Source organism: Paenibacillus alvei DSM 29, assembly GCF_000293805.1.
Taxonomy (GTDB): Bacteria; Bacillota; Bacilli; order Paenibacillales; family Paenibacillaceae; genus Paenibacillus_B; species Paenibacillus_B alvei.
The window spans coordinates 61,681-74,786 of sequence record NZ_AMBZ01000012.1; the positions used below are offsets into that span (position 1 = coordinate 61,681).

Annotated in this window: 7 protein-coding genes and 2 pseudogenes; 1 reads left to right on the plus strand and 8 read right to left on the minus strand. The window is 42.7% G+C overall.

The window, feature by feature from the left end:
* Positions 1-113 precede the first annotated feature (113 nt).
* From PAV_RS37790 to PAV_RS27995, 3 genes and pseudogenes are all read right to left on the minus strand, one after another.
* A pseudogene (locus tag PAV_RS37790) lies at positions 114-224 on the minus strand (RHS repeat-associated core domain-containing protein); the annotation flags it as partial.
* A gap of 59 nt (positions 225-283) precedes the next feature.
* On the minus strand, positions 284-1,522 hold the full coding sequence (locus PAV_RS27990; protein ID WP_005551662.1) for an IS110 family RNA-guided transposase: 1,239 nt from the start codon (positions 1,520-1,522) through the stop codon (positions 284-286).
* Between the two features lie 231 nt (positions 1,523-1,753).
* Positions 1,754-2,529: pseudogene (locus tag PAV_RS27995) on the minus strand (recombinase family protein).
* A gap of 169 nt (positions 2,530-2,698) precedes the next feature.
* On the opposite strand from PAV_RS27995, the gene PAV_RS28000 reads away from it, so the two are divergent.
* Positions 2,699-2,899, plus strand: coding sequence for a helix-turn-helix domain-containing protein (locus tag PAV_RS28000; protein ID WP_005551664.1), 201 nt, complete (start codon positions 2,699-2,701; stop codon positions 2,897-2,899).
* 179 nt (positions 2,900-3,078) lie between these two features.
* Here PAV_RS28000 and PAV_RS28005 read toward each other — a convergent pair whose 3' ends face one another.
* The 5 genes from PAV_RS28005 to PAV_RS28025 form a co-directional block, all read right to left on the minus strand.
* Positions 3,079-3,816: a helix-turn-helix domain-containing protein gene (locus tag PAV_RS28005; protein ID WP_005551665.1), complete on the minus strand. Its 738-nt coding sequence runs from the start codon at positions 3,814-3,816 to the stop codon at positions 3,079-3,081.
* 411 nt (positions 3,817-4,227) lie between these two features.
* Complete coding sequence (locus PAV_RS28010) at positions 4,228-4,665, minus strand: hypothetical protein (RefSeq protein ID WP_040737102.1); 438 nt, start codon at positions 4,663-4,665, stop codon at positions 4,228-4,230.
* Positions 4,666-4,680: 15 nt separating this feature from the next.
* Entirely contained in the window at positions 4,681-10,023 is a 5,343-nt protein-coding gene (locus PAV_RS28015; RefSeq protein ID WP_005551668.1) for a polymorphic toxin-type HINT domain-containing protein, read from the minus strand.
* A gap of 45 nt (positions 10,024-10,068) precedes the next feature.
* On the minus strand, positions 10,069-11,760 hold the full coding sequence (locus PAV_RS28020) for a hypothetical protein (RefSeq protein ID WP_005551669.1): 1,692 nt from the start codon (positions 11,758-11,760) through the stop codon (positions 10,069-10,071).
* A 316-nt stretch (positions 11,761-12,076) separates the two neighbouring features.
* Positions 12,077-13,006 (minus strand): PadR family transcriptional regulator, encoded by a 930-nt coding sequence (locus tag PAV_RS28025; RefSeq protein ID WP_005551670.1) that lies wholly within the window; start codon positions 13,004-13,006, stop codon positions 12,077-12,079.
* Between the last annotated feature and the right edge of the window lie 100 nt (positions 13,007-13,106).

Here is a 13,106-nt window from a genome sequence, read left to right on the forward strand (position 1 = left end):
GCGTTACCTCTAACAACTGTACTTCCCACATAGCTGTTACTGGCAGAACCGCCTCCTCCACCTTTGCCGTTCCCAACGCATTCCATTGCAGTTTCTGTAAATGCACATTTGCTATTACCTGTGGGATCAATGTACTGTAGCGGATTATTCTCCACATACGTATACAAGTTCAAACTTAGCGGATCATTGATGTCCCCTTCATACGTATCCTAGTTAATAAAGCGTACTATATTCAATAAAAAGGACGGTAACCGTTTTCCAATCACCGCCCAACATTAGTATATCAACTTACTTGTTTAATGGGTACTTCTGGAATCGTGTAAACTGCTTTGGTCTTCATTAAGCAATAGATGACGTTAACCAGTTTACGCATTATACATACAATGGCTTGCTGCTTAGTCTTTCCTGCCGACATTTTCTGCTCATAGTAAGCGTAGAAGTAGGGATTACGCGGCTCTCGTTTCCCACGTGTGACTGCTATTTGTCGAATTGCAAGCGCTTTAATGATATCATGAAGTTCACGATTGCCTTGCTTGCTCTTATAGTTTCGATGCTTGTCTCCTGATCCAACTGAAATTGGTGCAACCCCCGCAAACCGCGCAAGTTTGTCTGGGTTAGAGAAACGATGAATATCACCTGTCTCCGCTACCAATTCTGCCGCTGTTACAACATCTATCCCTGTCATAGATTCCAATTGAAAACCCAATTCCTTGATAACGTCTCTAATCTCTTGTTCGATCCGAGTCAACTCTTTCTTATAAAAACGTATACTCCGTACAAGTCGCTTTACAAGGAAATCCCGTTTATCTTGAAAACCCCGATATGTATCGCCGTCCTCAGCAATAAGATGGAGTATTTGCTCCGCTTTCTTGATTGATAGTCCATTATTGCTTAACTTTCGAAGGTACTTCGCCAGTTCCTCCGCCCCGACACCGGATAAATGCCTTGATGAGGGGTACTTATGCCAGAAGGCTAACGCCGTCTTTCCATCTACCTCAGAAAAGAACTTCTTATAACTTGGGTAATGGTATCCGAGCTGCTGATGAAGACGTTTCACTATTCCTGATAGGTTTTTAGCTTGCCATTTACGCTGCGTAACTAGCTGACTTATTGCCCAATAAAAATCTACGGGTTTGGCATCTGGTAAATTTGGAAGTTTATCTCTTAATACCTTAGCCACACATTCCGCATCCCATGAATCAGACTTCTGAACAGTGACATGGCTCTTACGCCTTGCATTTGCTAGTTTGGCATTGACCTCTTTCACCCAACACCCTTTTTCGTTCAAGTAAACGGCTAACGCTCTGCCGTATCCACCCACATCTTCCAAACCATATACAACTGATAGCCCGTTCTTTGTATATTTTTTTAATTTCTTCTCAAGCTGCGTAAATGCGGAAGGCTTGTTATCAAACTTGATTTCATCTAGCTTCTGATTCCAACAATCGATTATAACCGCCGCTGTGTGATGCTGTTTGTGCAGGTCTACGCCCACGTAAACAAGCTTATCTGGCTGTATCATTACTGTTCGCTCCTTATATGAATTGAATTTTATTGAATGGTTACAGATAGGTTAGAGCTGCATAAGACCAAGTAAGCAATACATAGAGAATCGTATGCACAAAGTTCCAACCCATACGTAACCACCCAATTTGGATGGCTTACAGCATGTCTGTAAATTAGGTTGCATCCTCAGTTCGAGCGGACAAGCCGCAAAGATACGCTAGCGAATTCTGATTCCTTCTATGCTTCGTTAAATGATTGCTTTGTGCAGCCCTACAGCTTCAAATTCTCCGTAACGGTACAAACCTTGATACAATTCCTTGCGGTCTAATATCCGTTTCACTTGTACTTTCGTAAAACATTTACCTTGTTGCGTGGTGTAGCCTTCCAGATTCAGTTGTGATGCTAATTCAGACAGTGACCAAGACTCATACTGCTCTCGCAAGTCGAAGAGCCTTCTAACAACTTGAGCCTGCTTGTCATGGACTTCTATACTTTTATGTCCTTTACGAGCTTTGTAACCATAGGCCGCCCGTCCTCCTGCATATCCTCCTTGCTGTGCTTTCTTGTTGCGTCCTCTACTTAGCTTTAGAGCTATTTCAAGTCGTTGATATTGGTCAAGTAATTCCATCAACCCATTGATGAGAAAATCATTTGGATCTTTTTATGTATAGAATAAGTCGGCTGCTCAATGCTCTTCACATCTACGCCGAACTTCTTGAACTCACGATGAACCAATACTTTTACAATGTCAGACCGCCATAAACGGCTTGTATTGAGGACAACCACAGCGTCATAGGTTTGGGTGGCTAAGGCAGATAACATGCTCTGAAAGCCAATTCTGTCCACTTCAAGAGCATCTTCATCTACCTTCGCCCCACTGATACCTTCATCCGTAAAGATGTCCTGCAAGTTCCATCCTTGCTCCTGACAATAAGAGCGGATTTCATCTTGTTGGTACGTTAAACTGTAGCCATCCTTGGCTTGTCCGCTTGTAGAAACCCTGACGTAACCAATGACATTCATGATGTTTCCTCCTCACCCGTTACGATAATTGAGATTATTGTAACGCTTAACCGAATCATTAGTCATATTATATACCGCTTAAACGTAACAGACAATGACTTTCTATATTCACGGTGATATAATCTCTTTATATTCAGCACGGTTAAGCGTTACCCTCTAGGAGGCTAAAATGGCAATTCGAGTAAAGTTACGTCAGTTGTTGGAGCAGAAAGGAATGTCTCAGCGGGAACTTGCACGAATGACAGGACTACGTGCAAGCACCATCAACCACCTATGTTCTGACAATGTAGATAGGGTTTACTTAGAGACACTAGAACTCGTTTGTAAGTCAATGAATGTAAGTATTGACGAACTAATAGAGATTGATTGAGCAGTCGATTCGACCGCCAACGGCGTGTCTGTCAGTATTTCTTTTAATCTTCTTTATTTACTTTTATTAAGTTCTTATTATTCTAAGATAATATACGACTCTCTCGAAGATGATAATTGGCTAATCTAACAGTGGAAATTACCTGTTCTATAGTTTAATTCCACCTTCGAGAACCGTAATTATTGATCTTGAGTAGAGTCTTCCTCGTTCTCGGTATTAAGGAATTCTTCCCAGTCATATTCATCGCCATCATCAAATCCGATACTTTCGAGATACAGATTAAAGTAGTGACAGTAATCGGAATAAATCGGTAGAGATACCTCAGTGTCTTTTTCATCCTTTAGTTTTCCCCTGATTTCCATCATCAAAGCCGATAATGTGTCATATAAAACATCAGGAAAAAACTCGTCAGTTGACGTGTAGGCCTTCCTTATTCTATTAGCGTATGCATCATAAGAATCGCCATTGATGATGGTTGAAATAACTGATCTAACCAATGACTTATTGACCGATTTGGGTTGGTAATTTTTCAAAAAGTAATGGACGGTTTCAGAGAGTGCAATATAAGGATTGCTCTCCAGTTGATCAATTCTGTAGCGATTCACATGACCTCTTTTACGAACTGTCTTTATAAATCCTTTCTCCTCAAGCGAAGTAATAGCAGATTTTACTGTGGACTCGCTGATACCCAAGTTACAAGCAATTGTTTCTAGGGAGGGGAATGCTACCTCGTTTTCTCCTAAATGACATAGAATGTCAAGCAATACATTCCGCTCATTAATACTTAAGCCGTAACACTTTCTAATCATATGAGGATACGGAATGTAGTACATATTCTGTTGAAATGGACAAAAGAAATTATGCCACTCTTCGTTTAACGATAATTCTATCAATCTCTCTTGTATACTCTTTGTCATTCAAATACGCCCTCTCTCTTTGGAATTTAATTGGTAACGGATTGATCCCGGTTAATAGCCATTACCAAATCATTCGCTCAGCCTAGTAGTCGGACTATGTAGCTTTAGAGTTGCGATATTATTTACAATTTCAATTTATTTCGCAAACCGTGAGAAAGCGAAGGTAAGGTATTTGCATCAAAACACGGTGGTATCTGATGATTACGGAGTTATGACAATGAAGGAGGTTTGTCATAAAGGGGGATATTATTAAACACTTTATACGTGCGTACAACCATATTGGAAAAATATCATACGGGGTTGATGAGGGTTAGGTTCTTTCGGGACATGCCGCCCGATTCATTCGGCACTGGGTGGGGGTTAAAAAAGACCTTGAAGGCATAACCTCCAAGGTCCATTTAGTACATCTTTTTATAAATCCTCTCTTTCAATAAATTCCGCTTCAATTACTTCAATTTCTTTATTAACGGGATTCCCTCCATACTTCTTGAGAATCTTAATGATGACGTTGTAAAAGGCAAACTCCGGAGTTGCACCTTTAGAGGAGTACTCTATTTCATGGCTATCACTAACTTTTAGTTTATAACCTATTCCAGTATATGATAAATTGAATTTGCAATCATTATCCTCAAGCCATGACATTAAATCGAGTATACTTGGTATCCATACTCCCTTCTTAAAAACCTCTTCCTCGCAGAGAAATGCCCCTGATGGTAAAATCCTTCCACCCACAACCCAAACGGCATCTTGATATTCAAATATGTCCTGTGGATATACCGTGTCCGCATATAAAGGTCTCTGGAATCCTAATTCGAACAACTTTATTGCCTCTGTTTTTGATATAGACATATCTCACACCCAAATCTATTTAATTTTGATTACTGTACCAGTAGAACTTTTGTGTTTGCCATCAATATAATTGCCGAATTTGTCTGAATCAGCAACCCAGTGAAGTTCTTTACCGCCTTTCGCTTCCTTAAATACTTTGTATGCTGAATCTGCATGTCCAGTTGTATCTTTCGACCACCATAACCCAGTTTTAGGATCTCGATAAGCAGTAACGGTATCCCCATTAAATTTATAAGATATTTTTTTGTCAGCACCTGTTTTAATGTCCCATAAAGTGGTGGTATTCTTACAATTCGTATTATGAACCCAAATGCCCAAATCCGTTACATAGTACGTGTGGTAGTCAGCAACTGTAAAGTTGTAAACCGTAACTGGTTCATCCAGATTAACAAACTCAACCTTATCAATTATCAGATTGCTTCCGTCAGCTTTTTGGAGCTTATCGCCTACTTGGAGTTCATCGGCGAAGACCCACCCTTTTTCTTCTACCCAAAATGGATGGTTGTCTGTCGTCTCGATGATCTGCTCCCCAACGTTCAGCTTAATTATATCATCACGTTGGTTGCGGTATAACCCCGTTACTTCCTTATAAGCCAACTCTCCATCAGGGTTATTCTCATCCTTGGCGAGAACCTTATCTCCGACCGCAATGTCTTCGATATTTTTCTCTCCATCGTCTGTTAGAACCTTGGTTCCCGCTGTGAAGCAGTTACATCCGCCAATCGCTCTAACCTTTCCACCAACTTCTCTAGCTTTTCCTATGCCCCCGATTACTGGCCCCAATGAAGCCAAAGCTTCCGCAAAGGAGATTTCCTGATGCCATTTACTGTAATCCTTGGCTAACTCCGCTCTTGCCCAATCCGCATTTCCTGCACTATTCTTGTATGCACTTGTTTGCGTTAATAAACCAAACAAATAATTAAAACGATTAGTATCATATACATCTGCATACTCTCGACTTAACAAGTCATAAGCGTATGAATATGCTCTACTTTCAGTAGAAGTTATCTTCATAGTCGCTTTGAGAATGGAATTCATCTCTGAAGGTATATATCTATTACCACTAGGATCAATATATTTCAGCGGATTATTCTGTACGTACGTATATAGATTCAGCGTCAGCGGGTTCCCTAATTCCCCTTCATACGTATCCTCATTAACAAACCGCCCGATACTTGGATCATACCATCTTGCGCGCAAATATTGCAGATTCGTCGCTTCATCCCAATATTCGCCCGAGTAACGGAAAATGTTCGGAACCTGCTCCTCTTGTACCAATGGATTGCCCCAGATATCGTACGTATAGCGGTTCAGTACATTGCCTTGCGCATCCCGGACTTCCGTAATGTCGCCGTGTCCGTTGGATACGTAGTATTGCATGCCTTGTCCTGGTACCTGACGAGCCAGCAGCTTGCCGTTCGAGTCGTGGACATACGCTGCAGTAATTGTAACGCTGTTGCCTTCCACCTTGCCTTCCGCTACGATCTTCGCTCGATCATCATAGTAGTAACGGGTCGTTACACCGCCTTCGGTGCGTTCTACCATCAGGTTATCGCCGTTGTAGCGGTAGCTGACGGCTTTGCCGTCTTCCGTCGTTACTTGGGTCAGACGATTGCGGCTATCGTACGCATAGCTTGCTCCCTTGATGTTCGGTACCTGATCGCTTTGCAGCGTGCTGCGGTTGTCTCGCTGATCGTATGCATATGCTTCATTGAACTGGCTTGAGGTCTTGATCCGGTTCAGCGGATCGTAGCTGAATTGATACGCTGCTCCGTTGTCGTTTTTCGCTACAATGTTGCGGTTGTTATCATAGGTGTAGCTGTAGCTTCCAAGCGGCGCATCTCCTTGCTTCTGCTGAATGCCTGCTAGATTCAAGCCATCATACGCATAGTTCTCCAAGAATCCTTGCGCCGATTTCAACTCTACCAAACGATTATATGAGCCGTCGTACTTGTATTCAAATTGCGTGAGCTGCGAGTCGCTGCCATCTAAGACGGCCATACTTGTTGGGTTCGGCAGGATGTTAGTATGGCTTATTCGCTGCGTGATCTTATAGCCCCCAGCCGCAACGGTCTGTTCCGTGCGCAGCCCCCTGACTTCATAATCGTAATTGATTCTGGTCTGATCCGGATAAGTGATCGATGCCAGTTCACCTGTTGGATAGTAGGCATAAGCTGTCGTTCCCGTCTGATCCGTCATTGCCGTCCTCTTGCCCGTTGCGTCGTAGCTGTACGAAATTCTCTCGTCCGGAGCAACGACCGCAGTCAGGAAATTGCGGTTATTGTACTCGAACTGTTGGATTTGGCCTTTTCTGTCTATGCTTTTTGCGACATTACTATTAGCATCATAGTAGAAGCGTTTACTTTGCTTGTTCGGATCGATCTGCTGCAGCAGTCGGCCGATTTCATCATACCGTTTCTCAACCGTATTTCCGTCCGCATACTTGACTTCGACCATATCCCCCGATAGGTTATACCGATAGCGCGTCGTCTTTCCTTCGGCATCTGTAACGGCGATCAGGCGGCCCAGTACATCATACTCGTATTTTGTCGCATTGTGATTGCCGTCGTAGGCAGTCTGAACATTCCCCGCCAAGTCATATTCGTACCGTGCGGCTACCACGGCTTGACCAGATGGTTTGATTTCTTCTTTGGCAATCAAGCGATCCATTACATCGTACGTTTCCCGTATTCCATTATTGCTGCCGTCGTAAGCCGTCTTCGTGTTGGCGGCATCGTCGTATACGATTCTGTTTTGACCATAGATGAAGTTTTCTTTCGTTACGCGTCCCCAAGCATCATATTCATATTCCATCCAATTGCCGTCAAAGGTGCCTTTTCGAATCATATGACCATAGCGATCATAGGTATGATTGGCTACCCCGCCACGGCCATTTGTTTCTTTGATTAAATTTCCAAGTGGGTCGAACCACTTTTCGATTTGCTGACCATTCGGGTACGTAATCGTAATTTTGTTTGCTGCATCATCGTATGCTACGGCGGTCTGTGTGCCGTCCGCATAGATTTCCGCAATCATCCGTCCCAGCTTATCATGCGTATACGTCGTTTCATTTCCGTTGCCATCGATGTATTTCGTCGGATCTCCTGTCAATGTGTTATACTCCATTCGGGATACGAGGCTGTCCGATGCTCCGTCGACATTCGTAACATTCACCGATTGCCTGTTCAAAAACATTCTTCCATATTCTTGCTGGACAACAGTATCCCGGGAGTCACCTTTGATCCGTATGGTTATCGGGTTCCCCATCGAATCATATTCATAATTCAACTGCTGCACGACAGTCCCTTGATCACTCTTGGATTGAATTTGCAACAATCCGCCAGTACTTCGATCATACTGATATTCCGTATTCAAGTTCATGCTTTGCCCTGTAGGGACAACGCTGCGGATAAGCCCCTTCTGCTTATTCGGAGATTCCAGCCGCCCATACTCATAATGGCTTGTCGCGCCTAACGGATTCTTTTCAGAAACGATGTATCCCCAATTTTCCTTATCATACGTTCTGGTCGTAATTCGAGGTGCCGAGTTTCTCCCCTCGCTGCTTCGAACCTCTTCAATTCGAATGGGGTTCGGGTTTCTCATCCCCTTGTCATATTGATATCGGACAGTTCGGGCTTCATTCCCACGATCCGTACGCGTCCTCGTTTCTTCCAAATATAGACTCGATGGGGCGTCACTCCCATTATATCGTTTGTCATACACATAGGTCGTTGTTTTTAGACCGTCCGTTACGTCCACCGAGAAAGAGTTATCTTGGAACTTCTCCCCTACATCACCGTTATTGAACGTGAAAACCAACTCATTTTGATGCGTTCCGGAGGTCGAACTATAGGAGTCCCGACGCGTTTTATAGCGAATCGTTTCCTCTTCCGCATACTCCCCGATTTTGCGGAATACCGTAGTATCGAATGCAAACCGGGTAATCGCTTTCGTTGGATGCTCGATTACGCTTAAAGCGATGGTATCGTTTCTCCCCCATTTCATTCTCATTAAATCGGATTGTCCATCCTTGCGAAAATCTTTATAAGCCCTGGCAAAGTTGAAGTAAAGGTCTTTCCACACGCTGTAATCGTATTTGGTGGATCGTCCCATCGGATCGATGACTTCCGTCAGCAGATCTTGTTCTAGGACGGATTCTCCTTTAATAGAGGTCACTCTTTGCTTTTTATAGACAACTGTCCGACCTCCGCTTTCCACGACAATTGTATTATCGGGATTATACGTAAAAATCATAGCATTGGCACCGGTTCTTGAACTGTTTGACGTCACTACTATACCTAGTTCTGTACCGTAATAGATGAATTGAATATAATTCCCGTCTTTATCCTTTATTAGAATTAAGTCGCCCACGGCATTAAAATATTGCCGTACCCCTGTTTTATAATTGGCAAGCTCATACGCAGACTTTTCATTTCCTATCTTTACATTCTCTGACTCGGAAAAGTTTAGATCATGAAAAGGATACCCCACAATATTAGATCCATCTATTCGATAAGTGCCCAAGCCGGAAATATAAAGGTACATCTGTCCGTCTACTCTTTTGAAATAGGATATATCCCAAATCCACCCTTTTCCGAGCTTGAATCTGCCCTCTTCATCAGTTGATTGTTTCGTGATATTCTCCTTATAACTTTCCGGGTTGAAAGTAATATCGTTCTTTGCTCGAGAGCTGTCGTATACGCGTCGCAGCGCAAAATCTAAACCGTTGTATCCAGGCATGACCAGATCCGTTGTCTCCACGCGCAAGGAAGCGTCCACGGTCGAAATATGGTCGCTTTCCGAACCGACTGCATAAGGAGCTTGATCCAAACGAATCGGTGCACGCTGCAGCGCGACCTTGTCGTATGGGCTATCGTCGCTCAGCGATCTCTTCGCTCGACGCAGGGTATTGTATACTAGATCGGTAACCGATAATGGATCTTCTCCTCCATATACTTGATCCGTCACAGAGGTGGGGCCATATACGGCAGCAGTTACACTTGCATTATGAGCATGTAGGGGATCCGTAACTAGCGAGGGGTACTGCTGTTCCATAAATTGCTCATACGATCCGCCCTGCTTTTGAAGAAGCAGCCCTTGATAAATATGATGAAGCGGGTAGCCTTTCACGATTTCATTGACCACCCAATCCCTTGCTACGCCAAACATTTCCGTAATCGAGGTGACGGTGATTAGCTCATCGGAGTCCGATAAGGTTTCATTTGCGCCGTATACGCTAGAGGTGACGGTCATATTGGATGATCGGTTCGCAGACTTAGGAGAGTCTTGTGCTGATGTAATAGGTATACTTGTAAACAATAGCGTACATGCAAGAATCATTGACAACCATTTTTTCAAAGCTACTTCCTCCTCCTATAAATATAAACGGTTACCATACTTCATTCATTCCATCTCTTCCGGAAGGGACATTTCTACTGGTGCTGAAGGGTTGTAGTTCGGGTTAAATCGCAAATTATGAACCACGACTTTTTCTGCCCACGCTTTGTTGGGATCAATCGGCAATAAACGAACAGACACTATTATTGCCCAAGTATTTGGTAGAATATCTTCTTGTAAATGTATTACCTGTCTTTCATTTTGTAACGTATAGGTTTCTTTATAACTTTTATGTTGATCACCAAATCCTCTGGATAGAAATACTTTAACCTCCAATTTTGCATTATTGCTGTCTAGAATGGAGATTTCCCCATGCAAAGAGAACTTTCCTCTCATCGTATCCGGTACCATTTTCATCGACTGGCGGATTTCAGCGAAATTATTCCCCCATGTTCCATAGGGTACAGCAATATATTGTCCTCCATTGTTACTGCTTTTCCCAAAAACAGCTCCTGCAATATTTGTCCATTTAGTCCAGCCCTGAGCGATATCGCTATTTTGATCAAACAACGTAAATAACGAGTTCCATAATGCCTGCGGTTCTGTACTATACTCGAATGAAACATGCGCAATATCAACGTCGCTGTCGCTTTTCCCACTAAAATGCGCCCCTGCGTATACGTTTGCATAGACTGCGCCTTTTGGAATACTCCCTCTTAGTGATGCCGTCTGGTCAGATAAACTATTTGATGTGTTATAATTCGTTCCCATCAATGTCCCCTTCTCATTAAAAAACAAGATTTTTAAATGAGTTTTTGTGTTTGCAGTGCCTCCAATTCGACGAAATATCCCTCTCATTTGATAATTTCTCGATTCATCAATTAATAGATGCTGTATCAGATAGGTTTCCTTACTAGTGCCTTCTGAATTATTGGAAATTATCTGCCTTTTCTTATATTCATTAGTAGTCTTCAATCTGAACCTGACGGAGTCCTTATCCCCTGAAATTCCCCAGTAATCTGGAATTGTTCCCTCCGCGGCTTGAATTTCTCTGCCCTGAAAATCATGATTCATGAGCATATTAAAATAATAATCTAAACCATAGGTGACATCGACGCCCTTAATTACTATCGTGCCGGCCGCATTGTCGCCAGTTGAATGGATCGCGATTTGCACAATCGCTCTTTCTGCTTTTTGGGGAACACTCTCTCTGAGACTCATCGTGAAGAAGAAATCGCTCTGCAACGTGCTTTTTTGGCTCTTTTTGCGAATGACCTTTCCTGTGTTATCTACAAAATCGACCATCATTACAGCTTCTGCATTATGTAAGTGTTCAATCTTCAAAGAAGCTTTCACATCGAACTTCCGGCTGGATTCCTTTGGAATCAACAGTGTTTGCTTGACCCCAATGAAACCTCCCAGTGGAATATTACTGGCTTGAATCTGCTGATGATTTCTTGACCCTATTTTTTGAATATTGAAGCTGGATACAGCCCTGTTGTCCGTCATATATGACCATCCTACCACTTTGCCACCATTGTCTACTTCTTGAAAATCGCCGTTTGTCAACGTATTCATATACGTCTTCTCTCTTACACTTCTGCTTGTCATGTTTCCATTGTTATCTGCCTGATAGACAATTTCCTTTTCATCTTGCGTGATCACCGTTAGATTCCCATTCTTGTCATAACGATACTCCGATTCATAAGCACTAACGCTAGCTGCGGAAAACGTCAACAATGACAGCACTACGAACACAATTGCACACCTCATGTTTCGCCCTGCCTTTCTGAAATAGATGACCGTCCCACTTATTCGAACAACCGCTCTTCCTCCTTCATTATTCTAGGACATAAAATAATAATATCCTATTTTTCCTTGATTTGACTATTTTGAGTTTTGAGGAAACTTTTTTCCGTGGGATTTTGAATGAATGCTTATCTGCATAACAAAAAGAGCTGTTTCCGAAGTAGTGATCAACTACCTGGAAACAGCCCTCGTATATTTATCCATAGTTGGATCGAAGCTTCATTCTTCATTGCCTATACCTACCTACCCTATCCCCCCGGCTATTTTATCGAATAAGCCAGCTTTCAGCATCCTCACGCGTTTCAAAAACTCCAAAATGATTGCTGCGATTGGATTCGACCACCATTTCAGTAAACCGGCCTTTGTTCAACGCTTGATCGGGAATGATGACCGCCGTTTTGACGCCGTAGTTCGTAAATTTCTGTATCATTCTTCCCGCTACACCCGTTCGCAAGCTATAAAAATCCTCTACAAGCGCATTCCCATGCACCAGAAGCAAGTCAGCATCGTTTTCTCCGCATAAGGCTACCAGATCCACAGCATCCTGCTCTGTGCTTAACGGGGTCTGACTCGATAGCAATTCCATATACCTCTTCGTTCCGGTCTCTATTATTTTATAGTTCATGGTCGTACTCTCCTCCATTCGATTTTTATCTTTGTTTTTGTCTTTGAGCTCCTCGCGAATACCCTGCACCCATTTCAACTCATTGTGATAGCAGGACAGCAGATTTTCTGAGATTTTATCCCACAAAAAGACTTCCCGATCGTTACGATTCGGCGCTTGAACCCCGCGCTTCATTTTTTCCTGCTGGTAGGCAATTTGCATATGAATTCTGCCCTCATATCGATCCAGCAGTTCATCTAATTCCTCGTTGCTCAGTTGATTCGCCCACGCCAATTGAATGAGGAACGTGCTCTTGAACTCTGGAAGCTCCGGTTCATTCAGAACCCATTCCTTCAATCTCGCCAGCCCTTCATCTGTAATGCTGTAGATTTTCTTGGAAGGGGAATTATCCTGATGTTGAACTTCATTCGTGACCAACCCCTCATTCAATAGTTGTACAAGCGATTTGTAAATTTGATTGTTATTGCCTGACCAGTACATCGTTGTAGAGTCTTCAAAAATTTTTTTCAGTTCATATCCTGAAGCAGGCTTCCAGCTCAGAAGTCCCAATATGGCATATTTGATTGACATAAAAAGCACCTCATTAGGTTACTAGTAACATAGGTTAAGCATAACCCATCTTGTTGAGAATGTAAATAAAGGAATTTGAAATGGTACATAAAAGTAAAAA

Excerpts from the sequence above, each read along its gene's own strand:
- PAV_RS28000 (WP_005551664.1), top strand. The coding sequence starts at position 2,699 with ATGGCAATTCGAGTAAAGTTACGTCAGTTGTTGGAGCAGAAAGGAATG.
- PAV_RS28025 (WP_005551670.1), bottom strand. The coding sequence starts at position 13,006 with ATGTCAATCAAATATGCCATATTGGGACTTCTGAGCTGGAAGCCTGCT.
- PAV_RS28005 (WP_005551665.1), bottom strand. The coding sequence starts at position 3,816 with ATGACAAAGAGTATACAAGAGAGATTGATAGAATTATCGTTAAACGAA.
- PAV_RS28010 (WP_040737102.1), bottom strand. The coding sequence starts at position 4,665 with ATGTCTATATCAAAAACAGAGGCAATAAAGTTGTTCGAATTAGGATTC.
- PAV_RS27990 (WP_005551662.1), bottom strand. The coding sequence starts at position 1,522 with ATGATACAGCCAGATAAGCTTGTTTACGTGGGCGTAGACCTGCACAAA.